This window comes from Nostoc sp. CENA543 (assembly GCF_002896875.1).
Classification (GTDB): Bacteria; Cyanobacteriota; Cyanobacteriia; order Cyanobacteriales; family Nostocaceae; genus Trichormus.
The window spans coordinates 2,363,516-2,389,757 of sequence record NZ_CP023278.1; the positions used below are offsets into that span (position 1 = coordinate 2,363,516).

General features: G+C 41.2%; 23 protein-coding genes. 13 read left to right on the top strand and 10 right to left on the bottom strand.

Annotation, left to right across the window (positions count from 1 at the left end; translation table 11 throughout):
• Positions 1-387: 387 nt before the first annotated feature.
• The 4 genes from CLI64_RS09805 to surE all read right to left on the bottom strand — a co-directional run bounded on the left by CLI64_RS09805 (position 388) and on the right by surE (position 4,985).
• Positions 388-1,296 (bottom strand): MoxR family ATPase, encoded by a 909-nt coding sequence (locus CLI64_RS09805; RefSeq protein ID WP_103137048.1) that lies wholly within the window; start codon positions 1,294-1,296, stop codon positions 388-390.
• 245 nt (positions 1,297-1,541) lie between these two features.
• On the bottom strand, positions 1,542-2,627 hold the full coding sequence (locus CLI64_RS09810) for a bifunctional riboflavin kinase/FAD synthetase (protein WP_225977552.1): 1,086 nt from the start codon (positions 2,625-2,627) through the stop codon (positions 1,542-1,544).
• 298 nt (positions 2,628-2,925) lie between these two features.
• Positions 2,926-3,804 (bottom strand): MBL fold metallo-hydrolase, encoded by an 879-nt coding sequence (locus tag CLI64_RS09815; RefSeq protein WP_103137050.1) that lies wholly within the window; start codon positions 3,802-3,804, stop codon positions 2,926-2,928.
• Between the two features lie 383 nt (positions 3,805-4,187).
• The gene (surE, locus tag CLI64_RS09820) at positions 4,188-4,985 is read right to left on the bottom strand and encodes a 5'/3'-nucleotidase SurE (RefSeq protein WP_103137051.1); all 798 of its coding nucleotides are present in this window, start codon (positions 4,983-4,985) and stop codon (positions 4,188-4,190) included.
• A gap of 423 nt (positions 4,986-5,408) precedes the next feature.
• Between surE and pheS the strand changes: the two genes are divergently transcribed.
• Together pheS and CLI64_RS09830 are read left to right on the top strand one after the other, a co-directional pair.
• Positions 5,409-6,401 (top strand): phenylalanine--tRNA ligase subunit alpha, encoded by a 993-nt coding sequence (gene pheS, locus CLI64_RS09825; RefSeq protein WP_103137052.1) that lies wholly within the window; start codon positions 5,409-5,411, stop codon positions 6,399-6,401.
• Positions 6,402-6,610: 209 nt separating this feature from the next.
• Entirely contained in the window at positions 6,611-7,411 is an 801-nt protein-coding gene (locus CLI64_RS09830; RefSeq protein WP_103137053.1) for a class I SAM-dependent methyltransferase, read from the top strand.
• 125 nt (positions 7,412-7,536) lie between these two features.
• Here CLI64_RS09830 and CLI64_RS09835 read toward each other — a convergent pair whose 3' ends face one another.
• The gene (locus tag CLI64_RS09835; RefSeq protein WP_103137054.1) at positions 7,537-9,447 is read right to left on the bottom strand and encodes a cyanophycin synthetase; all 1,911 of its coding nucleotides are present in this window, start codon (positions 9,445-9,447) and stop codon (positions 7,537-7,539) included.
• Between the two features lie 312 nt (positions 9,448-9,759).
• Here CLI64_RS09835 and CLI64_RS09840 point away from each other — a divergent pair, with 312 nt between their 5' ends.
• The 10 genes from CLI64_RS09840 to CLI64_RS09885 all read left to right on the top strand — a co-directional run bounded on the left by CLI64_RS09840 (position 9,760) and on the right by CLI64_RS09885 (position 19,030).
• Entirely contained in the window at positions 9,760-9,963 is a 204-nt protein-coding gene (locus CLI64_RS09840; protein ID WP_103137055.1) for a hypothetical protein, read from the top strand.
• Between the two features lie 295 nt (positions 9,964-10,258).
• A complete protein-coding gene (locus CLI64_RS09845; RefSeq protein WP_103137056.1) occupies positions 10,259-11,113 on the top strand; it encodes a cyanophycinase in 855 nt (284 codons plus the stop codon).
• 303 nt (positions 11,114-11,416) lie between these two features.
• Positions 11,417-13,078, top strand: a complete 1,662-nt coding sequence (locus tag CLI64_RS09850; protein WP_103137057.1) for an alpha-amylase family glycosyl hydrolase — start codon at positions 11,417-11,419, stop codon at positions 13,076-13,078.
• An 89-nt stretch (positions 13,079-13,167) separates the two neighbouring features.
• A complete protein-coding gene (gene rpsO / locus CLI64_RS09855) occupies positions 13,168-13,437 on the top strand; it encodes a 30S ribosomal protein S15 (RefSeq protein ID WP_103137058.1) in 270 nt (89 codons plus the stop codon).
• A 12-nt stretch (positions 13,438-13,449) separates the two neighbouring features.
• Positions 13,450-13,920, top strand: a complete 471-nt coding sequence (locus tag CLI64_RS09860; RefSeq protein ID WP_103137059.1) for a PAM68 family protein — start codon at positions 13,450-13,452, stop codon at positions 13,918-13,920.
• 266 nt (positions 13,921-14,186) lie between these two features.
• Complete coding sequence (aroF, locus tag CLI64_RS09865) at positions 14,187-15,245, top strand: 3-deoxy-7-phosphoheptulonate synthase (protein ID WP_103137060.1); 1,059 nt, start codon at positions 14,187-14,189, stop codon at positions 15,243-15,245.
• Between the two features lie 147 nt (positions 15,246-15,392).
• Positions 15,393-16,304 (top strand): YihY/virulence factor BrkB family protein, encoded by a 912-nt coding sequence (locus CLI64_RS09870; protein WP_103137061.1) that lies wholly within the window; start codon positions 15,393-15,395, stop codon positions 16,302-16,304.
• Positions 16,305-16,306: 2 nt separating this feature from the next.
• Positions 16,307-16,849, top strand: coding sequence for a DUF421 domain-containing protein (locus CLI64_RS09875; protein WP_103137062.1), 543 nt, complete (start codon positions 16,307-16,309; stop codon positions 16,847-16,849).
• Positions 16,850-16,889: 40 nt separating this feature from the next.
• A complete protein-coding gene (gene purB, locus CLI64_RS09880) occupies positions 16,890-18,185 on the top strand; it encodes an adenylosuccinate lyase (protein WP_103137063.1) in 1,296 nt (431 codons plus the stop codon).
• A gap of 305 nt (positions 18,186-18,490) precedes the next feature.
• Positions 18,491-19,030 carry a DUF4126 domain-containing protein gene (locus tag CLI64_RS09885; RefSeq protein ID WP_103137064.1) on the top strand — a complete coding sequence of 180 codons (540 nt, stop codon included), beginning with the start codon at positions 18,491-18,493 and terminating at the stop codon, positions 19,028-19,030.
• On the opposite strand, the gene CLI64_RS31910 is transcribed toward CLI64_RS09885, so the two are convergent.
• On the bottom strand, positions 19,027-19,614 hold the full coding sequence (locus CLI64_RS31910; protein WP_103137065.1) for a DUF2808 domain-containing protein: 588 nt from the start codon (positions 19,612-19,614) through the stop codon (positions 19,027-19,029). The genes CLI64_RS09885 and CLI64_RS31910 overlap by 4 nt on opposite strands.
• Positions 19,615-19,795: 181 nt before the next feature.
• Positions 19,796-20,962: a ferrochelatase gene (hemH, locus tag CLI64_RS09895; protein WP_103137066.1), complete on the bottom strand. Its 1,167-nt coding sequence runs from the start codon at positions 20,960-20,962 to the stop codon at positions 19,796-19,798.
• Positions 20,963-21,054: 92 nt separating this feature from the next.
• On the opposite strand from hemH, the gene CLI64_RS09900 reads away from it, so the two are divergent.
• Positions 21,055-21,678, top strand: coding sequence for a class I SAM-dependent methyltransferase (locus CLI64_RS09900; protein WP_103137067.1), 624 nt, complete (start codon positions 21,055-21,057; stop codon positions 21,676-21,678).
• Positions 21,679-21,773: 95 nt separating this feature from the next.
• On the opposite strand, the gene CLI64_RS09905 is transcribed toward CLI64_RS09900, so the two are convergent.
• From CLI64_RS09905 to CLI64_RS09915, 3 genes are all read right to left on the bottom strand, one after another.
• Positions 21,774-22,928, bottom strand: a complete 1,155-nt coding sequence (locus CLI64_RS09905; RefSeq protein ID WP_103140661.1) for a hybrid sensor histidine kinase/response regulator — start codon at positions 22,926-22,928, stop codon at positions 21,774-21,776.
• Positions 22,929-23,115: 187 nt separating this feature from the next.
• Positions 23,116-23,562, bottom strand: a complete 447-nt coding sequence (locus tag CLI64_RS09910) for a response regulator (RefSeq protein WP_103137068.1) — start codon at positions 23,560-23,562, stop codon at positions 23,116-23,118.
• Positions 23,516-25,813, bottom strand: a complete 2,298-nt coding sequence (locus CLI64_RS09915; RefSeq protein WP_103137069.1) for an ATP-binding protein — start codon at positions 25,811-25,813, stop codon at positions 23,516-23,518. Before CLI64_RS09915 ends, CLI64_RS09910 begins: the two co-directional genes overlap by 47 nt.
• Positions 25,814-26,242: the final 429 nt, after the last annotated feature.

Below are 26,242 nucleotides of genomic sequence, written 5' to 3' on the forward strand. Positions count from 1 at the left end.
AGACATATATAGGATTTATATGGAATTTCTGCGAAGCTAGGTAAACTTTTATTCCTTCTTACTTACTGTTCACTTTCTACGCAAATTATTTCAGCAATCAAAGCAGATTCTTATATGTATCAAATAGATTACTGAAGATGATATATAAACAGTTTAATTATTTCTATTTAACTAAGGACTGAACTAAATTCAGTGCAGACAAGATATATTAGATAGTTTTGAGTATTATGTTAAGACAAGAGGAAATAACTAGCGCAGTGATGCACTAGCAAAACCAAAAAATATGCCTAAATTAGCTGATATTTTTAGGGGTTGAACACCGTTCAACCCCTAAGATAAACTTGCTTTTAAGCGTGGTATATATTGAGTATTTTCTACCATTCAATACTAGGGAATAGGGAGCGATCGCAATAATCGCTCAACGACACTGCGAGAATTACGTCCTCCCCTGGGAATCAGTCGATGACACAGCACATGAGGCGCAAGCATTTTTACATCATCAGGAATAGCGTAATCACGCCCCAACAAAAAAGCTAAGGCTTGGCTGGCTTTTTGTAACGCTACCGTTCCCCGTGGACTGACACCAAGGGTAATTTCCTCATCTTGGCGAGTTGTCCGCACTAGTTCCAAAATATATTGTTGCAGGGAAGTTTCTACTTTGACCTGAGAGCAAGCTTCCCGTAGTTGGGCAATCTCTGCCAAACTCATACAAGACTGTAAGTCATCTACCTTAATACCCTTTTGGAGATTTTGCAGCATTTCCAATTCTTCATCCGCAGAAGGATAACCCAAACTCAAAGACAACATAAATCGATCCATTTGGGCTTCTGGAAGCGGGAAAGTCCCTTGATATTCCACAGGGTTTTGAGTTGCAATCACAAAAAAAGGTTCAGGGACAGTACGGGAGACTCCATCTATCGTCACTTGATGTTCTTCCATAACTTCCAACAAAGCTGACTGCGTGCGGGGTGTAGCACGATTAATTTCATCAGCTAACAAGACATTAGCAAACACCGGGCCAGGCAGAAAACTAAATTCACCGTTTTTAGGATTCCAGATATTAGTACCTGTGATATCCGTCGGTAGTAAATCGGGGGTACATTGCAAACGTTGAAATTTACCATCGAGTGAACGCGCCAGAGATTTAGCCAGGAGAGTTTTACCGACTCCCGGAACATCTTCTAACAAAGCATGACCACCAGCTAATAATGCTACTAAAACTAGGCGGATAGCTTCGCTTTTACCAACGATGGTACGATTAAGGTTTTGGGTTAGAGCGTCAATTTTGTCTCTCATGCACCACAAGGGATTGGTGATTGGGCTATAAGAAACCGGAGTAGAAAATAACCTATGCCTTATTTGCCACTCCAGTATTTACAGTATTCCCACTTAAGCAATTCAAAATTCAAAATTCAAAATTCAAAATTGGGACTGGGAGAAGAAAGAAGGCAGGGGGGCAGGGAGCAGGGAGAAATGGGGAAGTTTTTCTCCCCCTTGCACCCTGCACCCTGCACCAATTCCTCTTCTATGCCCTATACCTGTTACACGGCATTATCTGTATTTTTTTGTAGTAAAAGTTTTTTGGCGATCGCACAATCTTGTTGAATTTGATTTTTTAGGGCTTCTAGTGAAGGGAATTTTTGCTCTGAACGTAAAAATTCTACTAACTGGACGGTAAGTTTTTTTCCGTATAAATCACCACTCCAATCCAGCAAATGTACTTCCACGGAAGAATAAGTCCCGTTGACGGTGGGACGATTACCAATATTCATCACTCCTAAAATTTCACTTGCTGTATTCGCTGTGGATGTATCACTCAAAATCTGCGCCCGCACGGCATAAACTCCCTTACAGGGAATAAATTTATCACCTGGTAACTCTAAATTAGCGGTGGGAAAGCCGATAGTTCTGCCTAGTTGTTCACCTTCGACCACAGTACCAATCAGAGTATAAAGCCGTCCCAGACATCGACTAGCGTTTTTAATATCCCCACTGGCTAAAGATTTACGGATAAGTGAAGTGCTGATGGGGGCATTTTCGCTGAAATTCAAACTGCTACAACTATTGTTGTCTTCGGCGGGGAGAGTAGAAGTTTGGAGAGTAACTATAGTTACAGGTATATTGTACTTAGCGGCGATCGCTTGTAAATCTTGAGCCGTTCCTCGGCGATTTTTACCAAAACAAAAGTCTTGTCCCACACTAATACGCTGACAGCGTAGTCTCTGCACAATCACCCTTTCCACAAACTCTTCAGGAGATAAAGCGGCTAACTCCCCATCAAACGGTAATAGTACAAGCTGCTGTACCCCAAGCGATCGCAATTGCTCTACTTTTTCATCTAAAGGTGTTAGCCAAGTCCGAGTTTGTCCCGTAAAAAACTCTTGGGGATGAGGACGAAAAGTTACAACTGTAGAATATATCTGTTCTTGTGGTGTTGCTTGGGGGTCTACTGATGGGAGTGGTGGCGAGGCGAGTTTCTGTCCTCCCATTAAAATTGGTTGAATAACTCTTTGATGGCCAAGATGCACGCCATCAAATTTGCCCAAGGCAACAGCCGTTGGCGTTAGTAGTTTATCAGTTGCAGTAGCAACCCACACAGAACACCCATTTTGAGACAGATTTGGCACTTGGATTTGGGGATTTGAGGTTTATTGAAGTTAGACAGTCAGTCACTTTTAAAAGGCAAAAGGTGAACCACTGCGTTGGGCGGGCAATGCCCGACTTGTAGCAAGTGGTGTTAGCGCAGCGTTAGCGACGCTAGGAGCGTCACCCGTTCGCGATAGCGTTGCGTAGCAAAGGGCAAAAGGCAAAAGGTAAATTTTTGGCTTTTTACTTTTACCTTTTTACTTCCTACTTCCTGTCTTCTTCAAATCTAATCTAAAATCTACCATCACTCCGACGACAACTTTGATCCAGAAAAATTACCTACGAAACGGATTCTGATAGGGGAACTGAGACGGGAATTTGCAGCACCATTCCTTCTCTTGCCATAATTGCCCCTGGAAATTGGGCAAAGGCTTGCGCCCCTACATGATCTAAGAAATCATCATCATGGGCTGGGTCATGGTGAAAAATCACGAGGGTTTTCACATTGGCAGCCTTAGCCACTTTGACGGCTTCTTGCCAAGTAGAATGTCCCCAACCGATTTTCGGTGATTTAGGAGAATAGTATTCGTCATCGGTGTAGGTGGAATCATAAATCAGAATATCTGCATTCCGGGCTAACCACAACACATTTTCATCTAATTTATCGGGAAAATGTTCTGTGTCGGTAATGTAAACAGCAGATCCACCACACCAGTTAACTCGATATCCCACCGCTTCCCCAGGGTGATTAAGTGGGGCTGTTTCTACGGTAATATCATTAATCTGTATGGGTTTTCCTGGATGAACATCATGAAATTCCAAATTAGCCTGCATGATTTGCAAAGGCACAGGAAAATTCGGGTGCAGCATCTGGTCGTTAAGACGTAGTTCTACTGTAGAACCATCAGGCGCGATCGCCCCGTAAATATGAAAATTATTTCCTTTCACAAATCCAGGAACAAAGAAGGGAAAACCCTGCATATGATCCCAGTGTGAGTGAGTAAAAAATAAATGAGCTTCTATTGGCATTTGGCGCAGTAAAGATTGCCCCAAAACGTGCAGCCCTGTGCCGCCATCGAAAACTAAGCGTTTACCACCCACTTGCATTTCAACACAAGGGGTATTGCCACCATAGCGGACTGTATGTGGCCCTGGACAGGGGATGCTCCCACGAACGCCCCAAAATTGTACAGTAAATTGGTTCTCTATCCTTGACATGGGTATTGCTTGTTGGACTGGGCGGGCGATCAATAAAAAATGTAGTTGTTTAGTGAAATTTATACTGTTTTACCGCAGAAGATAGAGAAATAGGTTTTTGGTAAAACAGCATACATAGATTAAGTTAATCTACGTAAATTGGGCGAGGCTATGCCAAGCACTTACCTCATTATTCCCAAAATATTTGTATCAGTAATATCAAGAATGCTCCTAATTTTATAGCCTAATTTTGACTATGTTGTATATGAGGGAGTCAATAGTCAATAGTCATTAGTCATTAGTCATTAGTCAACAGTCATTACTCAGCACTCATTACTCATTACTCATTACTCATTACTCAGCACTCATTACTTTTTCTTCCTCTACCCCATACCCAATGCCCTTTAAGAAAACTTAAACTCCCACTGAGATAACTTATCTATTCCATTAGCGTAGGTAAGGTTGTATTGTAAGGGTGTAATGCTGATGTAGTTATCACGGATGACGTGAACATCTATAGGGACATTTTGGGGGAGATTTAAGCCGGCTGGTGGTTCTACGTCTTCTAAAACTTCTCCAGTTAACCAGTAATAAGTTTTACCACGGGGGTCTGTGCGTTTGTCAAAAACATCTACATACCTACGCACTCCCTGACGGGTGAATTGAACGCCAGCAATTTCTTCCCAGTTGACAGGCGGGACATTGACATTAAGCAACATTAAATCTGGGATGGGTTTAATACTCAGTTGCTCTACCAAGATTTTGGCAAAGTGCGCCGCAGGTTGAAAGTTTTTATAGGTGTGACTAGTTAAGCTCATAGCGATGCTAGGAATACCTTCAATCATGCCTTCCATCGCTGCCGATACAGTACCAGAGTAGAGAATTTCTGTACCTAAATTTGCACCTTGATTGATACCCGAAAGGACTAAATCAGGCGGAGAATCTAATAATGCCCACAGTGCCAGTTTGACGCAATCTGAAGGTGTACCGTCACAAGCCCAGGCTTTGATACTGGGATGAAAAATTGACTCGACAATTTCAGCGCGGATTGGTTGGTGTAGAGTTAGTCCGTGACCAGTAGCCGATCGCTCCCGATCAGGACAAACCACCGTCACATCATGGCCTGCTTCCGCTAAACAGTTCGCCAGGGTACGAATCCCCAAAGCCGAAATACCGTCATCATTGCTAATTAGTAGTTTCATAGTTATGAGTCAATAGTCAATAGTCAATAGTCAACAGTCCACAGTCCATAGTCAAGAGTTGTGGACTGTTGAATCATCAATCCCCAGTCCCCAGTCCCCAATACTTCGACAAGCTCAGTACAAGTCCCCAATCCCCAATCCCATCTAAAGTAGTAAAAAGAGCGATGGTTTTCACCCCTGTCTCTCATAAATTAATGGCATACTACTAAAGTTATTTGTCGAATAGTCCAAAACTGTGGACTATTGACCCTCCGAATTTTGGATTTTGGATTTTGGATTGGTTTTTAGGTGCAAGCCCAACAATCAAGGGTGTGAAACAAATCTAAAATCCCCAAGCTACCGCCCAAGATTGGGTGTAGTCAATCTAAAATCGCAAATCTAAAATCTAAAATTGGTTGACTATTGACTATGGACTATTGACTAATGACTAGCAACTTAGAAGCTCAACTTTTAGCATTGCGGCAAGAAGGAGAACAGGCGATCGCCGCCGCCGATACCCTCGAACGTCTGGAGGAACTCAGAGTTAACTATCTGGGGAAAAAAGGTCAATTGGGGGCTTTGTTGCGTAGCATGGGGCAAATGAGTGCGGAGGAGAGACCAAAAATTGGTGCGATCGCCAATACGGTCAAGGAAGCACTACAAGCTAGTTTAGACCAGCAAAAATCTGCCTTAGAAAATGCCCAAATTCAAGCACAATTAGAGGCAGAAACGCTAGATGTCACAATGCCGGGCATTTATCGCCCCCAAGGTCGCATTCATCCTTTAAATGGCATTATTGACCGGGCTTTTGATATTTTTGTGGGTATGGGCTACACGGTGGCGCAAGGGCCGGAAATGGAGACAGATTACTACAATTTTGAGGCTCTCAACACTCCACCCGACCACCCAGCCCGTGATATGCAGGATACTTTCTACCTGCCTGATGGGAATCTCCTGCGGACTCATACCTCATCGGTACAAATTCGCTACATGGAAAAGGAAGAACCGCCCATTCGGGTTGTAGCTCCAGGGCGAGTGTATCGGCGTGATAATGTTGATGCTACTCACTCAGCAGTTTTCCATCAAATCGAGTTGTTAGCCATTGATGAGGGACTAACATTTACTGACCTCAAAGGCACAATTAAAGTATTTTTAAATGCTATGTTTGGCGACTTGCCGATTCGCTTCCGTGCCAGTTATTTCCCCTTCACTGAACCCTCGGCTGAGGTAGATTTACAGTGGAATGGTCGCTGGTTAGAAGTTATGGGTTGCGGCATGGTAGATCCGAATGTGATGAAATCTGTAGGTTATGACCCAGAAATTTACACCGGGTTTGCGGCGGGTTTTGGTGTAGAACGCTTTGCAATGGTGTTACACCAAATCGACGATATCCGTCGTTTGTATGCCAGCGATTTGCGCTTTTTACGGCAGTTTTGAGGTAGTTTTAAAAGTCCTTGAGAGGAAATTAATTACTCCTCTCCAGAGACTTTCATCGCAAGAAAGTAAGTCAGTGCGAAAAAAAGAAACTACATTAAGCAATCTAAAAATACTAGGATTCAGTTCGTAGTAAGGACTTTAGTCCTTTTTTTGAGAACTCAAGTTTTCACTACAAACCTTGAATTATTTACCCTGTTCTGAATAACAAAATGGTAAAGTCTACCTACTATGACAATATTGCTCACCTTTATGATCAAACACGTTGGCTAACAGAATCTATAGCTGAGGAAGTGGTAGATTTTATTATTAAATTAGTCAACGCAACATCAGAGACCTCTTTTTTAGAACCTGGTATTGGTACAGGATTGAATGTTATTCCTTTGGTCAAACGTGGCTATTCTGTCACTGGGATTGATGCTTCTCAAGCCATGCTTGAGCAACTAAAGCAAAAACTACACACAATTCCGCCAAATCTCCAGTTAATTCATGCAGATGCTTCTCAACTTCCTTTTGCAGATCAGAGTTTTGATGTTGTGTTAACCGTTCATATGATTCACACCGTTTTAGACTGGAAAGTCTTCTTGGATGAAATTGAACGTGTCTTGAAACCACAAGGTTATTATCTCAATGCTCAATGGATTACTCCACCAGCCCGTATGGAATTTGAAGGTTATTTCCGAAAAATTTTAGCTAAATATCTAGAGAAATCAGCAACAAATCAAGTCAGTCAGAAAACAACCGCAGAAATCAACGTAGAAGAATATTTTAATTGCAAAGGATATTGTTCAAACTATGTAATTGCAAGGGAGTGGGTGGTAAACAACACAGTTCAAGAACTCCTCAATTGTTTCAAATCACGGGCATATGGTATATGTTGGGCGGTATCTGATGAAATATTTCATCAAATAATGGTGGAGTTTGAAGAGTTTTGTCTGCAAAATTATGGTTCGTTAGCAACTGAGTTATCGTCTAAAGCCAAGTTTGAGATTTGGGCTTATAAAGCAAGCTAATACTCCTACATTACTTCCTAGTAAGTCTGGTCTTGAGCATCAGAGTAAAAAGATAAAAGGCAAAAACAAGAAAGATACATCTTTTACCTTTTTACTTATTCTGATACTGCTTTAGTGTGGCACAATTACAAAATTGGGCTGATTTCTTTTAGATAAACTTGAGCAAAAGATTCATTCTCTCCTAAAGAATAATCCTCAATTAAGCCTTTGCGTCGAATGGAAATATCGTTTTGTTTCTTAATAACTACGGTAGAGGCATCTAATATATCTCGCATCAACATCATTTCGGTTTCGCTAGGGTTATCTAGCACCACTAAATTACTACCGTAGTAAAACATTCCTTCCGCTTCTAGAATTTCTTCTGGATACTCAGCAATGAGTAAATCTAGTTTGGGATGGCGGAGTAAAGTTTGGACATTGTGATTATATTCTGGGTGTAATACCTTTGGCGATCGCTGAATAAATACGCCCCCTCGACATACAGATCCGATTGTCCAGTCTGGGTGTTGTGACAAAATGTGATCAATTGTCGCTTGTAGTTCCTCTATCTGAATTTTATTAAAGGTAATAGTTGGGATTCTGGCATCTAAACCTGAGTTAAAAAATGTTGCCAGAATATGTGCAGGAACATCAACACTCTCACCCTCAGCCGGATTATAGTGCATGAAAATTCCTGGTGCGGCGTTGATTTCTAAAATGGAAAATTTACCATCTTTCCAAGAATCTGACAGGTTTTCGGCAATCACATCAATACCTAAACAGGTGAGTTGAAAGTATTGAGCGATGTCTTGCGTCAAAATAATGTTGTCATCATGAATGGTGTTGGTGGCATTAATACTTAAACCTCCAGCCGAAAGATTAGCAACTCTCCGCAGGTAGATAGTTTCTTCTTTGTCCAGAATGCTGTTTAATGACAACCCTTGCAAGTCTAAATAAAACTCCATTTCCTCATCGATGCGAATTTTACTCATTGGTGAAGTGGGAGTATCTAAACGTGCTGGTTTACGGTTTTCTTGACGGATTAATTCTGCAATTGTTGAGTAACCATCACCGACTACAAAAGCAGGACGGCGTTCAGTCGCAGCGACAAATTTACCATTCACACACAACAACCGAAAATCCTTACCAGAGATGCTTTTCTCCACAATGATTCTGATGGTTTCCCCTTCAGGAATCGCTTCTAAAGCCCGGTCATAAGCTGCTTCTAGTTCATCTACATCTTTCACATCTGGGGTAACACCAATACCTTTATGACCCACAACAGGTTTCACCGCTACTGGGTAGCCAATTTCTTTTGCTATTTGTTTAGCTTCTCTGAAGGAAAAAACAATATCTCCTTGGGGAACGGGAAAGCCTAAATTGTGTAGAAAGGCTTTGCAATCATCCTTATGGGTAGTAAATTCCGAATCTAAATGACTGTCACAGTTAAAAGTTGTACCTACACCCCGGATTTGTTTTTTACCCCAGCCATACTGCATCAGGCCTTCTTCCCGTAAATAGAATGAGGGAATACCTTTTTCGTGGGCGGTTCGCAGTAGGGCGTAAACTGTAGGGCCACCGTAAGCAGATTGGCGAAATCTGTCTTGGAGGTTAAAGATTTGTTCATCTAGGAAGAACTCTTCCCCTTGGGTAATGGCTTCTAACCAATCCCAAACTAGGTAAATGACTGATGTTGTGGTGCGTTCGTGCAGTGATTGTACAGCTATGTGGAATCCTCTGGAATTGGGTTTCACACTCCAACGATTCGGGTACAAATCCATATCTAGTTTGCCTACTTCTAAGACTGTAGCTGCAAACAGATGGGCGTAGGATTCGTAGGTTTGTTTGCCTAATTGGGGATAGCGATCGCTCACAACCGCAATATAATCTTCTATTGGTAGGGGCTGTTTATCTGCTACCACCGCTAAATTAAACACTATTGCCCCGACATCTAAATAAGGGTTAGACCCTACATAATAGCGAAAATTGAAAATATCAAATACATCTGTTTTCCTAGCATTAACACGGGCTATATCGGTGCTTTTTTCCTGAATCATAGATGTTTGACCTTTGGCTAACTTCCTTTAAATTCAGTTGTTAATTTCATTTAATATGTCTGACTAATTTTAAAGTGACTTTCGCAATTATTGCGGCACAACTTAATCTGTGTTTTTATACCACTGTTTATACATAACTTCATTTATCAGCATTTTTAACTATCCCCAGACATACTTAGTTTTAGTTAGCCTAAATAATCATAAAATTTACCTATTTTCTCAAATACCCATACAAAATATTACCCTTGATAGGTGTAAGACTTACGCATAATAGATATAAATAGGAAATGGGTTTAGGAAATAGCCAAAGGTATGAATAGTACACAAGCTACTTTAAGAGATGAAGTTAGACAACTTGCCCAAGAAGCTTTTCAACTCAAGCTTATTTCTGGTCATGGAGACGGGGCAGATGTTAACGAATATCAAATTGTCTATCAAGGTAAGCCCCGACATTTGCCATTAGAACAGGCACGCTTTTTCCTCATGAATTTGATTTACAGAAATCAGATCCATTAGCTAGTTTTAAGTTAAACATTCTCTGAGAAATTTATTTTTTGAAAAAACATTTAATCACCAATCTTCTCAACAGATAGCTACATTGAGCTATCTGTTGTTAATTTTTCAAAGTTGAGATTGACTAGAAATATCATCGAGGATTTTATTATTACTCACCTGTACTATAAGGTAGATTTTGGTTGATTATTGTGATTTATATGTATAATTTTTATCTACCAATAGGATGATTTGATATTGATAAATGTCATGCTTTATTGAAATTAGTAATAAATTAACTAATGTTAGGAAAATCTTTATGACTACTAATGAAAATAAACGCCAGTTGGTAATTATTGGGGGAGCAGAAGACAAAGATGGAGACTCCCAAATTTTGCGGGAGTTTGTGCGCCGTGCTGGTAGTACAAGAGCCAATATTGTCATTATGACCGCAGCGACAGAACTCCCCAGAGATGTGGGAGAAAATTACATCAGGGTTTTTGAGCGATTAGGCGCGGAAAAAGTGCGGATAGTAGATACAGAAACCCGTGAGGACGCAGCTTCATCCACGGCATTAGAAGCGATCGCCAAAGCTACAGGTATATTTTTTACAGGGGGAGATCAAGCGCGCATTACTAGTATTCTCAAAGACACCGAATTGGATAGAGCAATTCACCAACGCTATGGCGAAGGTATCGTAATTGGTGGTACGAGTGCAGGCGCGGCAGTCATGCCAGATAAAATGATTGTCGAAGGTGACTCAGAAACCAATCCTCGCCCGGAAATTGTCGATATGGGGCCAGGCTTAGGCTTCCTTCCTGGGGTAGTCATTGACCAACATTTTTCCGAACGCGGACGCTTAGGACGCTTAATCACAGCCTTAGTTCGAGAACCTGCTGTGTTGGGATTTGGCATTGATGAAAATACAGCTATGGTCGTAACTGATAACCAGATTGAAATCATCGGTCAAGGCTCAGTTACAGTTGTGGATGACTCAGAAGCCACATACAACAATTTAGATGAAATTTTACGCGATGAAGCACTAGCAGTTTGTGGTGCAAAACTGCACATCTTACCCCACGGGTTTAAATTTGACTTAACAACCCGCAAACCCATCCTCAATAATGGTGTAACCGCAGATAATGCCGTACCCGTTGGCGCAGGTAATGCCTAATACCAATTTTGGATTTTGCGAAAAGTTCTGTAGGCGGGTTTCCCCCCGTAGGAAACTTTTCAAGACGGATTTTGGATTTTGGATTAAAAGTCCAGATTCTTAGACTGTTCCAGAATCTCGAAACAATAATACTTATCCCAATTTGGGATAACTTCTAATAGTCATATTTGTCTACTCATCATCATTTCTATTTCTATCTTTGCCAATCCTTCTCTGTATTACAAAATCCTTCCAATAAATATCCTCTTTTTCTAAATTAATCAGAGAAGAGGATATCTTTCTTTTTGAGCAAAAATTACATATATGTCCAACCTAATTGAGTTTAAGTTATTTGCCCCCTATAATCAAAAAGCAATTTTGATGGGGGATTTTTTTCATGACCCAAAAATCCCGATGAAAAAAAGTGAGGATGGTTATTTTCGGGCTGCAATAGAATTAGCTGACGGTATTTATCATTATAAATTTCGTGTGCAAACTCGTAGCCCTAACTTTACGCAAAATGAATGGATAGATATTATCGACCCCTATGCCACTGATGTTGATGAACAACGTCAAAATGGTATAGTCAGGATTCAAAATGGGCAACGGATTGTGGATGATTACATCTGGCAAAATGATCATCTACCATTACCTAAAAATCGGGAATTAGTCATTTATGAAATGCACGTTGCCGACTTTAATGGCGTAGACAACAAACATGGTCAATATTTAGGTGTAATTGCAAAATTAGATTATCTTTGTGATTTAGGCATTAACGCCATTGAATTAATGCCAGTAAATGAGTATCCCGGTGATTATAGCTGGGGTTATAAAGTGCGCCACTTCTTTGCTACAGAATCTAGTTATGGTTCAACATCAGAATTAAAGCAATTAATTGATGCGTGCCATAGCAGAGGCATTCGCGTTTTCATGGATGGAATTTATAACCATACAGATGAAGAGTGTCCGTTAATGTTAATTGATCGGAATTACTGGTACTACGAACATCAGCATTATCCTGAAGACCCTGATAATTACTGGGGGCCAGAGTTTAATTACAACAATTATGATGAAAAATTAGATATTAAACCTGCATGGCAATATATCGGTGATGTCGTGCGGTTTTGGGTGCAAGAGTATCACATTGATGGCATTCGTTATGATGCAGTCCGCCAACTAGCTAACTTTGAGTTTTTAGACTGGCTAGCGCAACAAGCTAGGCAGGCTGCTGGTTCTAAGCCTTTTTACAATATTGCAGAACACATCCCCGACACCAACACAGTAGTTAAACCAGATGGGCCATTAGACGCTTGTTGGCATGAAAGTTTTCGCTACTTTATGATTCCTCACATTACTGGGGAAAAATTTGACTTAGAGGAACTAAAGCAAATTTTAGAACCCCAACAGCAGGGTTACGCCACAGCCACAAATGTCATTAATTATTTAGCAACCCACGATCGCCAACGTCTGCTGCGAGAATTAGGAGAGCGGGATATTTTTGATACAACCGCCTTTGATCTAGCCAAGTTAGCCGCCGCCATCCTCATGACAGCCGTAGGCATACCAATGTTATGGATGGGAGAAGAGTTTGGAGAATACCACCGCAAAAGCAAAAGTGTAACTCAACCGCAAAAAATCACCTGGTCTTTATTAGCCAGCGATCGCAATCATGATTTATGGGCGTATTATCAACAATTAATTACTCTGCGAAAACAAACACCAGCCCTGCAAAGTGACAATATAGAATTTTTTCACGAAAACCCGACAGATAAAGTTCTAGCCTACACTCGCTGGCACAACCAAGGCGATCGCATTGTAGTTGTAGCCAATTTTTCACCCCAGCCCTTAACTAATTATCAAATTTCTCATTTCCCTGATGGTAAGTCTTGGCGAGATTGTGTCACTAATGCCAAAGTAAGCGTTGAAGATCATAGTTTAGTTACTGACTTACCAAAATATGGGGCAAAAATACTGATTTCTCAGTAGCAGCCTAGATTATGCCACACACAACTTAATGGCTGTGATATGATGGGAGACTGCTGCATACATTTAGAAAAAATCGAATTCAACTTATCATGGCTCTGACGCAACAGCGCAAACAAGAAATTATCTCTAGCTACCAAGTCCACGAAACAGACACCGGTTCTGCTGATGTACAAATTGCGATGCTAACTGCGCGCATTAACCGCCTCAGCGAACATTTACAAGCAAATAAAAAAGACCACTCTTCCCGTCGCGGATTGTTAAAACTGATTGGTCAACGTAAGCGTTTGTTAGCATACGTCCAAGAAGATAGCCGGGAAAAATATCAAGCTTTGATTGGTCGCTTAGGTATTCGTGGATAGGGATTAGCATTTATGCCTGCTGAAGAATCAGAAAGCACTCGTCTACCATTTGAACCAAAAACCAAACGCCAAAAACCTGCAAAAGCGAAAAATACCCCACCAATCAAGTCTCAAGAACCTGAAAAACAGGAGAAACAACAGCCACCCTTCACAAAAGAAGAAATGGCGATTCCCCAGGTGGTGAGTCAGCGCATGATCAGGCGAGTAGCAGCATTTTGCGGCATTCCCACAGCGTTGGGTATTTCCGCCTTAGTAGTCAGTTATTTGTTAGCTACCTACTCCGATATCAAATTAGCTCCCATCGCTGTATTACTAGTGAATATGGGACTTTTTGGTCTAGGTGTGTTGGGAATTACCTACGGCGTTCTTTCTGCCTCATGGGACGAAGATAGAGTGGGCGGTCTACTAGGTTTTAGTGAATTTAGAACCAATTGGGGACGCATGGCAGACGTTTGGCGCGAAACTCGGCAGAAAAAAGCATAAAAAAGCACTCAGGCATTTATATAACTGCGGTTTTGGGTAAATTTTTAGAGTCAATGTTGAAGTTTATGGATGATGACTTCAACATTTCTAAATTAAAAATTTATGATGAAACTTTAAACCCGACTAGCAGCCATAAAAGCCTTGAGTGCTTAATTTTTTCAGGTATGAATTCAATTCTTCATTTTTGCTGACTACACTAATTAAATAAGAACCAAGATAATCGCCTATTAGTTTGAGCTTTTACGCCATTCAAAGGGGAATTTCTAATGATTGTAGTCATGAAAGTTGGTTCTCCCGAAGCGGAGATTAACCGGATTAATGAAGAACTGAGTAGTTGGGGTTTAACACCAGAAAAGATTGTTGGGAAACACAAGGTTGTAATTGGTTTAGTGGGTGAAACTGCCGACTTAGACCCACTACAAATTCAAGAAGTCAGTCCTTGGATTGAGCAAGTATTAAGAGTAGAACTGCCTTATAAACGTGCTAGTCGGCAATATCGCCACGGTGAAGCCTCAGAAGTGGTAGTGAATACCCCCGATGGTGCAGTGGTGTTTGGGGAACACCATCCTTTGGTAGTGGTGGCTGGCCCCTGTTCTGTGGAAAACGAGGAAATGATCGTCGCCACTGCACAAAGCGTCAAAGCAGCCGGAGCTAGGTTTTTACGTGGTGGCGCATATAAACCTCGTACCTCACCTTACGCCTTCCAAGGACACGGCGAGAGTGCTTTAGAATTACTCGCCAAGGCGCGGGAAGTTAGTGGTTTAGGCATTATTACAGAAGTGATGGATGCGGCGGAACTAGAAATTATTGCCGAAGTGGCTGATGTGATTCAAGTCGGCGCAAGAAATATGCAGAATTTCTCCCTACTCAAAAAAGTCGGGGCGCAACCCAAACCAGTGCTATTAAAAAGAGGAATGGCGGCTACCATTGAAGATTGGTTGATGGCAGCTGAATATATTTTGGCAGCAGGTAATCCTAATGTAATTTTATGCGAACGGGGTATTCGTACCTTCGACCGCCAATATACTCGCAACACCTTAGATTTATCTGTAGTGCCGGTATTACGGAAATTAACCCACCTCCCAATTATGATTGATCCTAGTCATGGTACAGGTTGGGCTGAGTTTGTGCCTTCGATGGCGATGGCGGCGATCGCAGCTGGTTGTGACTCTCTGATGATTGAAGTCCACCCCAACCCCAAAAAAGCCCTATCCGACGGGCCGCAATCATTGACACCAGAAGCCTTTGACCAGTTGATGCAAGAGTTAGCCGTCATCGGTAAAGCCGTAGGACGCTGGCCAACACCAGCCGCAGCTTTAGCATAAGCAGTTTTTCCACTGGAGAGTAAATCAAGAAAATTCTATCTCCAGGAAGCTGAATCAATACCTTGAGGAAGATGTCTCTACTGACTTAAACAGTATCAAATATATCAAACCCAGTAGTGACATCTTCTGATCAGGGAGATTAATTCCATGAATTTGCAGGCGATATGGCAACTTTTTCAAGAAGCATTTCAAGAGTGGAGTGAAGATAAAGCCTCACGGTTAGCTGCGGCTTTAGCTTACTACACAGTTTTTTCCATTGCACCATTGCTGATTATTGTGATTGCGATCGCTGGTGCAGTATTGGGTGAAGATGCTGCTAGGGGTGAAATTGTTAACCAAATTCAAGGTTTAGTCGGTAGAGAGGGAGCAGAATTTATTGAAACCGCCATTCAAAATGCTAATCGACCGCAAGCAGGTACTATCGCTTCTATAATTAGTGTCGGCCTTTTGTTATTAGGTGCGACCGGAGTTTTTACCGAATTACAAGATTCCCTCAACACGATTTGGGAAGTACAAGCAAAACCAGGACGCGGTGTCAAAAATATTGTGCGCCAGCGTTTTTTATCTTTTGCAATGGTGGTATCGATTGGCTTTTTGTTGTTAGTCTCTCTCGTTGTTAGCACCGTATTGTCAGCAGTTGTCAGTTATTTTAGTGGGTTATTGCCAGGTATAGATTTCCTATGGCAACTGTTGAACTTTGTTATTTCCTTTATTGTCACCACTTTACTATTCGGGCTAATTTTCAAAGTTTTACCCGATGTCAAAATTACTTGGGCGGATGTTTTAATCGGGGCGATGATTACATCCCTATTATTTTCCATCGGGAGATTCTTATTAGGACATTATTTAGGTAATAGCAGTTTTGGATCAGCTTACGGTGCAGCAGGTTCAGTAGTAGTAATTCTGGCTTGGGTTTACTATACTGCCCAAATTCTGTTTTTTGGGGCTGAGTTTACCCAGGTTTATGCCAGGAAGTATGGTAAACGCATTGTACCGACACATAACGCCATCCCCTTGGATAAAGGTAAATCTACAAATCAAAACCAGAGAAATTCTTAGAGATGGATAAATATCTTTATATCGATTGGCGTGCAGTTTTTGTTCCTAGTATTAGCGTTCTGGAATTACTAGTCAGAGGCTCTTTAGTTTATCTAGCCCTATTTTCAGTGTTACGTTTACTACCTAGCCGACAATTAGGAACGCTGGGAATTACTGATTTGCTCGTAGTAGTGTTATTTGCTGAAGCTGCCCAAAACGCTATGGCTAGTAACTATACTTCCATTACCGAAGGAGCAATTTTAGTAGGAACGGTGATTTTCTGGAGCTACTTCTTAAACTGGCTAGGCTACAAATTACCCGCAGTACAGAGATTTCTGAATCCTCCGCCCATCTTGTTAGTGAAAAACGGTAAAACAATCACACGCCACCTCCAACAAGAACTGATTACAGAAGACGAGTTGATGAGTAAATTACGTCAGCAAGGCGTGGAATTATTAGATGAGGTCAAGTTGGCGTATATGGAGGCCGACGGTAGCATCAGTATTATTAGATTTGAATTAAAAACTCAGAGTGTCAAACCACAAAAAGCCATTGAGAAAGGCTAAATAGAGGGTAAAATATGACAGTTGTATTCTGCCGCGAACGTTGATTGAGCGTTATACTTTGCCCGAAATGGGCAACTTGTGGACTGAAGCTTATAAGTTTAAAACCTGGCTTCAAGTAGAAATTGCAGTTTGTGAAGCCCAAGCTGAATTGGGTTACATTCCGGCTGCGGCTGTTGAGGAAATTAAGGCTAAGGCAAATTTTGACCCGCAACGGGTGTTAGAGATAGAGGCGGAAGTCCGCCATGATGTGATCGCTTTTTTGACGAATGTCAATGAATATGTAGGCGATGCAGGGCGTTATATCCACTTGGGGTTAACTAGTTCTGATGTCCTGGATACGGCTTTAGCATTGCAAATGGTGGCTAGTCTGGATGTGCTAGCCCAACGCCTGGAAGATTTAATCCAGGTGATTCGTGAAAAAGCACGGGAACATCGTTATACCGTCATGGCTGGCCGATCGCATGGTATTCATGCTGAACCGATTACCTTTGGCTTTAAACTAGCTGGATGGCTGGCGGAAGTTTTGCGTCATCAACAAAGACTGCAAATCCTCCGCGAAACCATTGCTGTAGGTAAGATTTCCGGCGCGGTGGGAACTTATGCCAATATAGAACCAAGAGTAGAAGCGATCGCTTGTCAAAAATTAGGACTCAAGCCAGATACCGCCTCTACACAGGTGATTTCCCGCGATATCCACGCCGACTATGTGCAGCAATTAGCCCTAGTCGCCGCCTCCATTGAACGCTTTGCTGTGGAAATTCGCAATCTCCAAAAAACAGACGTTCTGGAAGTCGAAGAATATTTCTCCAAAGGGCAGAAAGGCTCTAGTGCTATGCCCCACAAGCGTAACCCCATCCGTTCCGAACGATTGACGGGGATGGCGCGATTAATTAGAAGTCACGCGGGCGCAGTCTTAGAAAACGTTGCTTTGTGGCATGAACGGGATATTTCCCACAGTTCTGTAGAACGGGTTGTTCTGCCAGATGCTTGCATTTTGACCCATTTCATGCTAAAGGAAATCACCGAATTGGTGAAAAACCTGTTGGTGTATCCAGAAAACATGGCGCGCAATCTTAACTGCTATGGTGGAGTGGTATTTAGTCAAAAAGTCCTACTAGCCTTGGTAGAAAAGGGTTTGAGCCGCGAAGAAGCATATGCGATCGTCCAACAAAACGCTCATACTGCTTGGAATAAGCCAGAAGGCAACTTCCACGACTTGATTGTCAATGACTCCCGCGTCACCCAAAGGTTATCAGCAGATGAAATTGCCGTCTGTTTTGACCCCCAACAACACCTGCGTCATTTAGACGAGGTTTATCAACGATTGGGGATTTAGGTAGGGATTGGGGATTGGGGGTTGGGGACTGGGGACTGGGAATTTTAGATTTTGGATTTTAGATTTTAGATTGAATCGAATCCAAAATTGAAAGGCTGGAAGGTGGACAAGGTAGACAAGGTGGAATAGATTTCCTTACTCAGCACACTGCTCAACGCCCCGCTACCGCTAACATCACTCACCACTCAGCACTCCCCACTCAGCACTCTAATTAAAGAATTTAAAATAGTTGCTGTACTTTTTCTCAGTAGTGGGTAATCTAAATAACAAATAAAAACCTCTTTATTTGTCATTTGAGTACCCTAATGATTGAAATCCTAGCCACTCTTTCTGCTTCTGCGGCAGCAGGAATGAGAATAGGCATACCTTTATTTATTATTTTTCTTTTACAGGGTAGTGATTTTTGGTCGCAAGTGCCTATTTTTTCTCATATTTCCCCTAGAGTTTTATTAACTTTTGTTATAGGTTGTTCCTTTGCGGAAATATTTGCCTCTAAAAAACTCTGGGGGCAAAGAATATTACAAATAATTCATTTATGCTTATCTCCCATTGTCGGTGGGATTATGGGTGTAACCGTAGCTTCAGCCACCGCAACACCACAGTGGTTACTAGCTGTGATTGGTGGTTTATTTGCTCTCGTCTTACAGTTGGTACAGGTGGGTTGGTTTTATCGCTTACGGGGGTTGCCATTGTGGGCAGTCTTTTTACAAGATACTTTGTGTATAGCTCTAGTGCTGTTTGCTTTTGATGCTCCGTGGCAAGGAGGATTAATCGCTTTAATCCTCCTCTTGTTCGCTGTGCATAGTGCTAAACAGTGGTATGACTGGTATCACACAAGCCGCTAGTACACCTGAACTTGGGCAAAACCGTAGGGGATAGTGCGCTGATAACCCGTATAGCCGCCAGCAAGTTCATATAGATAAAAATTCCGATTGAGGGTATTGAATGTCAAATTCCTGAAAGCGATTTGTATGGTGCTACCAGGGGGTACTGGTTGAGCGAAGGTAAGCCGCAATCTATCGCCTTCGGGGGAAATATTCGCATCGAGTCTTTGACCAGATTGATCTGTGACTTCAATGTCGTTATTGTTGACACTCACCAATTCTGAAGGACGAACTATTACATAGGATAAAGGTTGTTCCCCTGTATACACGCTGATTTGATGAGTATTAGCAAAACCACTTGTCCTACTAATTCGGGGTGCGGTACGGTCATCAGACATTGTTGGTCTGGATTGATATTCTTGTCCGGGCGTGACTGGTTGTTCTGGTGTAATTGGTTGTCCGGGCGTGACTGGTTGTTCTGGTGTAATTGGTTGTCCAGGTGTGACTGGTTGTTCTGGTGTGACTGGTTGGGTCTGGGCGATCGCTGGTAAACTAACTGTGGCGATCGCTAAACTTAGGGTAGAAAACCAAATCAGTTTTTTCATTACTCACCGTCCATAAACAGGAAATTCAAGCTTTATTGGCAATATTCCTGCAATTTTTCTCTCATTACATCTGTCCGTAATGGGAAGTATGGAAATTTAAAAATACTACGTATAAAAATTAAAAATCCCTCCAGAGGAGGGAAGTGAGACATTAAAAAGCTTTTTTCTTATAACTTTTCACTTATTGCAATAGTCCTACTAGATGCAACAGCCCACGGCCTGTCACTAGCTCAATAATCAACGCAATAAAGCCTAACATCGCAATACGACCGTTCCAGACCTCTGCACTGGTGGTAATACCCCATTCCCAACTTTCTGGCGGATACATCTTCACTTTCTTCTTCATTTGGGTGACTTGGGAAAGTTTAAGGCTGGGTTTTTGCAGTGCTTCAATTACTAAATCAGCTAAGGCTTTGATAAAAATTGGATGGGTATTGGGTGCAGGTACGCGACGGAAGTTGTGAATTCCTGCTTCTTCGGCGATTTCCCGATACTCAATATCAATTTCCTGTAAGGTCTCAATATGTTCTGAGACAAAACTGATGGGGACGACAACTAAGTCATTCACACCTTGCGCGCCTAGTTCTTTGAGTGCATCTTCTGTGTAGGGTTGCAGCCATTCTACTGGGCCTACACGACTTTGATAGGCTAAAGTGTGCGCGTTGGCACGATTGAGAGTCTGCATAATCAAAGCAGTACATTCCTCAATCTCTTGTTGATAGGGGTCGCCTGCTTCTTCTACATAGCTTTTAGGAACGCCGTGTGCGCTAAAGAAGATATGCACTTGATCTGGGTTGGGAAACTGGTCAAGTTCTTGGGCAATTAATTCCGCCATTGCTTGTAAGTAACCTGGCTGTTTGTACCAGGAAGGAATGACGGTGTATTCAATTCGTTGTAGTTTGGGATCATCTTGCCAAAGTTTCTCAAGTAGGCGGAAGCTGGAACCACTGGTACTGATGGAGAATTGGGGATAGAGAGGCAAGATGACTAAGTTATCGATATTATCTTGGGTGAGAAGTGCGATCGCTTCTTCTGTATAAGGATGCCAATAACGCATTCCTACATAAATTTTGGCATCTTGTCCCAAATAAGTTAGCTGTTCTTGTAAAGCTTCTCCTTGCGCCTCTGTAATCCGTCTTAATGGAGAGCCACCACCGATTTGCTTATAGTTCTCTTGCGATGTTTTCGTGCGTCGTGACGCAATAAACCAAGCCAGGGGGTTTTGTAACCAACGGAATGGTAAGCGTATGATTTCAGGATCAGAAAAGAGGTTATACAAGAACGGCCCAACATCCTCTAATTTATCGGGCCCACCGAGATTGAGTAATAATACGCCTACACGACCCATAGCAGTTATTTTCCCCCGACTTTTTCAGATTTTTTACTAATGTTAACAATATATCTTTATTAAATATAAAGCTTAATAGTGAGCAATGTGCAATGGCAACAATTTTAAGAGATTTAAGTTATCGATATCAATGGCTATATGACGGAATATCTCGTGTAGCCGCCATCAGCGTCGGTGGTGAAGCGCGTTTTCGGCAATTGGCTCTACAAGGCTTAACAATTCACTCAGATACTCATGTTTTAGATTTGTGTTGTGGTAGTGGTCAAGCGACGCAATTTTTAGTGAAATATTCACAAAATGTAACAGGACTAGATGCCTCACCATTATCTTTACAAAGAGCCAGGCAGAACGTACCGGAAGCGACTTATGTCGAAGCTTTTGCAGAAAAAATGCCTTTTCTAGATGCACAATTTGATGTAGTACATACCAGTGCGGCTTTACATGAAATGCAGCCAGTACAATTGCGGGAAATTATTCAAGAAGTTTATCGAGTTCTCAAGCCAGGAGGTGTATTTACTGTTGTGGATTTCCACCCACCTACTAACCCCATCTTCTGGCCTGGTTTAGCCTTATTTTTTTGGTTGTTCGAGACAGAAACAGCTTGGAAATTATTAAAAACTGATTTAAATGCGTTATTAACTGAAATCGGATTTCAGGTCAGTCAACCCGTTTTATATGCAGGTGGTAGTTTACAGGTAATTCAGGCGAAAAAATGAAAAATTGGGCATGGGGCATGGGGCATGGGGTATTAATATTAATATTGATTTTTTCTAAATCATTTACTCTATTCCCAATGCCCAATGCCCAATCCCTATGTCTTCGGAAATATGACTGTAACCGTTGTGCCAACACCTACTTCACTATCTACAAAAATCTCTCCTTCGTGAGCGTCCACGCATTTTTTGACAATGGCTAAACCCAAGCCTGTACCCGAAATACCGCCAACATTATCGCCACGATGGAAAGGTTGAAATAATTGTTTTTGATCTTCAATAGAAATACCAATACCCGAATCTTGAATTCTTAAAGTTATAGTTTTTTCTTGATTTAATAATTCTAATTTTACTTGACCTTCTGGGTTGGAATACTTAATAGCATTCCCCAATAAATTCCCTAATATATGACGGAATAAACTTTCATCTAATAGTATTGGTTCTAATGGTTGCGGGCAGTTAAAGATAACTTTTATTTGCTTATCTTTAATAGCTAATTGAAATTCTTCTACTAATTGCCTACAAAATGCTTCTAAATCGACAGCAATCAGATCACATCGGAGTTTACCTGCATCAGCTTTGCCGATGAATGATACTTCATCTAATAGCTGTGCCATATTTTTGATTGCGGAACGAATCATTTGAAAATGAGAATGTTTTTTTTCTTGACTCAGTTTCTCTTCGTTATCTTGTAGCAATCCAGCCGCTAACAGAATAGTATTTAAAGGATTACGAATATCATGGGAAAACATCGACACAAACTCTGATTTAAACTGGTTAATTTCTTGAGCCTTGACCAGTTCGGCTGTGCTTTCCTCTACCCGATTTTCTAAAGATTTATTAAGAATGCGTAAGCTTTCTAAAGTTTGCTTGCGTTCAATCGCATAACATAAAGCACGCACTAAAACATGGACATTTACCTGTCGTTTGACTAGGTAATCTTGCGCGCCTTGGCGGACTGCTTCAATTGCTAAATCTTCATCGTTAGTATTAGTCAGTACGACAATTGGTATACTAGGGGATTGCTCTATCAATAAAGATAGAGATGATAATCCTTGAGAGTCGGGCAAAGTCAAGTCTAATAAAATCACATCATAATTCTTGTGACGCAGGGCGTTGAGTGCATCTCCTAATCGCTTCACATGAACTAGGGAAAACTGTTTTGATTCAGCTTGTTGCAAATATTCTTGTAATAACCTCGCTTCTGCTATGTTGTCCTCAATTAATAAAATCGTGACTGAATGTCCAAGGATCATTTTCTTGGTTTCACCCCCTAATATCAATTCAAAATTCAAAATACCCTACGGGAAGCAAGCTACAAAATTCAAAATTCAAAATTCAAATTCAAAACTAAGAATTTTTCAAGGATGGGGAATGGGGACTGGGTAAAGAAATTACTTTCTCTAGCTTGTCTACCTTGTCCCCTACACCCCTATACCCCTAAATTGGCGGTAGCGTGACGGTAGATAGCCAAAATTCCTCGATTCCTTTGACAATTTGGAATAGTTGGCTGAGGTTGCGGGATTTGGTGATGTAGCAATTTACGTGTAATTCGTAGCTGTGAAAAATATCATCTTCGTTTCTCGATGTTGTTAATACTACTACGGGAATACGTTTTAATGCTGGGTCATTTTTAATTTCTGCTAATACTTCTCGACCATCTTTTTTTGGTAGGTTTAAATCTAACAAAATCAAATCAGGACGTAGCGCATTAGTATATTCACCTTCACGGCGGAGATAAGCCATAGCGTCCATACCATCCCGGACTGTAATTACTTGGTGCGGTATGGAGCTATTTTTAAAGGCTTCTTGGATGAGGCGAATATCTGCTTTGTTATCCTCAACTAGAAATATTGTTTTGAGTTTTTCTTCCATTTCTACGCTCACGCTCTCGTCCCCCGACTGGAATCGTAAAGTAGAAGGTTGCACCTTCACCAAGTTGTGATTCTACCCAAATGCGTCCGCGATGACATTCGATGATCTTTTTACAGATGGCTAAACCCATTCCTGTACCTTGATATTCGTCTCTGGTGTGGAGGCGTTGGAAGATGACAAAAATGCGATCGCTAAATTGTGGGTCGATACCAATTCCGTTATCCTTGACTGAGAATAACCACTCGTCTTCTAGCCTTTCTGCGCCGATGTGAATTTGGGGTGGTTTGTTGCTGCGGAATTTGATGGCGTTAGCAATTAAGTTTTGGAATAATTGCATGAGCTGGGTACTACCAGCCATGACGATGGGTAAGGGATCATGGGTGATAGCGGCTTTAGTTTCCACAATTCTTTGGCGTAAGTTGCTCAGAGCTTTTTCGAGTGCGCTTTCGACTTCGGTGAGTTGGAAAGCGATCGCTTGGGTGTCTACTTTGGAGTATGCTAAGACATCGTCAATTAATGTCTGCATGAGGCTGACACCTTCAACGGCGTAGTTAATAAACTCTTTTGCGTCTATATCTAACTCATCTTCATAGCGCATTGCTAACAACTGCACATAATTTGCAACTTGGTTGAGTGGTTCTTGCAAATCATGGGAAGCAACGTAAGCAAACTTTTTCAGTTCGGCGTTGGAACGTTCTAAATCTTGCGCTAACTCTGCGAGTTCATCGGCTTGGCGGAGGACAATGTTAACAATTGCCTTTCTCAATTCTAGCGCGGCTTTAATTTCTACGTATTTCCAAGGCAAGGAGGTGAGGCGGACTGTCTGTTTCCACAGTTCAAAGGATTTACGGGGACATAGCCGCAAGTTTCCTTCAGACTGGCTCACTTCAAAGGCTCTATTGGGATCACCACCCCAATTCACTGTTTGAATTACTTCCGGTCTAAACCACAATACATAATTACGATGGGAAATGGGAATGGCTAATAAACCACTCGCGACATTTTTAAACCTTTCTGCATCGGGATAAAGTTTTGGCAAAGAATCAGTATAAAAAATTTCTGAGTCAATGTTATTTTTTAGCCATTGCATCAGAAACACTAATTCTTCTTCTTTGGGAGTTTCACCAATCAAGGTAAATTTATCACCACAACAAACAGCCGCACCTTTAGCAGAGGTTAAATCCAAAAGATTAGGCTGATGTTTGACTAACCCATCAATAAAATTGTCTTCTTGAGACATATATTCAACCAATAATGATTGAATATGGGTAAGATTCATCCGATAATCGTAATCTTCGGTTTCTTCTCTGGCTGATAGTTCTGCAAATATCACTCTGCCTAAAAATTCGCAGGCTTTGCGTAATTCGTAGGAAACATATTTTGGTGTTTGATGGTGACAGGCGATTAATCCCCAGAGTTTTTGGTCTTTAATTAGGGAAATAGTTAAGGACGCACCGACACCCATGTTGTGTAAGTATTCCAAGTGACAAGGTGCAGCACTTCTGAGGATAGAATTAGTTAAATCTAGTGGGCGATCGCTGATGGGATTTTTCACTGGTATCATCTGCACAGGTTGCGCCTGAGCATCTGGTATCAGACGAATCGAGTTAGAAATAAATAATTTTCTGGCTGGTTTCGGAATATCCGATTCGGGATAATGCAGTCCTAAATATGACTCCAGACTAGGGATTTTTTCTTCCGCTAGTACAGAACCATGTCCATCATCATCGAATTTATATAACATCACTCGGTCAAAACCTGTGACTTTACTGACTTCCTGCACAATTATCTGACAAAAATCTCGCACATTTGCGGTTTTTTCTAGCTCGTTAATTGATGCTTTGGCTAAATGATAAAAACTTAAGAATGGGATATTTTCTTGAGAAATAGCAGGCTCTAATTCTAAAATTAAAAATCCTTCAGCATTTCTTTGAAATACACCATCAAAGACTACATAATCCCCTCCTTTCTTGGGCATCCACAACTTTGTAGGATTAATAAAGTCGATATTTTCTTTTAGTAATCCCGTCTTGATGCGCTCAACTTGAAAAGAATCTAGTAACTCTTCTAATGTTTTCCCTAAAACAGATTCAGCATTAACCCCTAAATTTTCCCAGGTATTATTGCTAACTTGTAATACTTTCAAGTCTGGTTCTTCTAAAACTAATACCACCCCATGTGGTTGAATTTGACTAGAAAGATGAATTGGAGCTTCTTTTAAACTTTTGACATTAATATCTGCTATTTCCAAGCCTATTGTCATAAATAAATATCCTTTTTTACTCTCTGGTGTCATCAAAATGAGAGTCAAACAATTTTAGATTTTAGATTTTTCGATTTCATGCCATTATCCAAAATTTAAAACCTAAAATTCCGATAGCCAACCACTCAATTTGAATTTTTCCGATCTCTCAATTAAAAACTTGTCAATTCTGATTGAAATGGCGTAAGAATCATCTATTTAGCAACATATCGTTGTTTATTTTCTGATTGTGCTGTATTTGTCACTTAATTCTGCTATTCTTACCCCAAATGACCTTTACAAAGGTACTATATTTTGTCTCCTAAGTAACATAAAGACAGTTAATTTCTACACCGTCTGCGTTTTACAGTCTAACAGTTAGTAAAGATAATTACAGATAAGAAATATAAAAACCTAAATGATTGATTAAGCAGTTTATATTTAGCTATG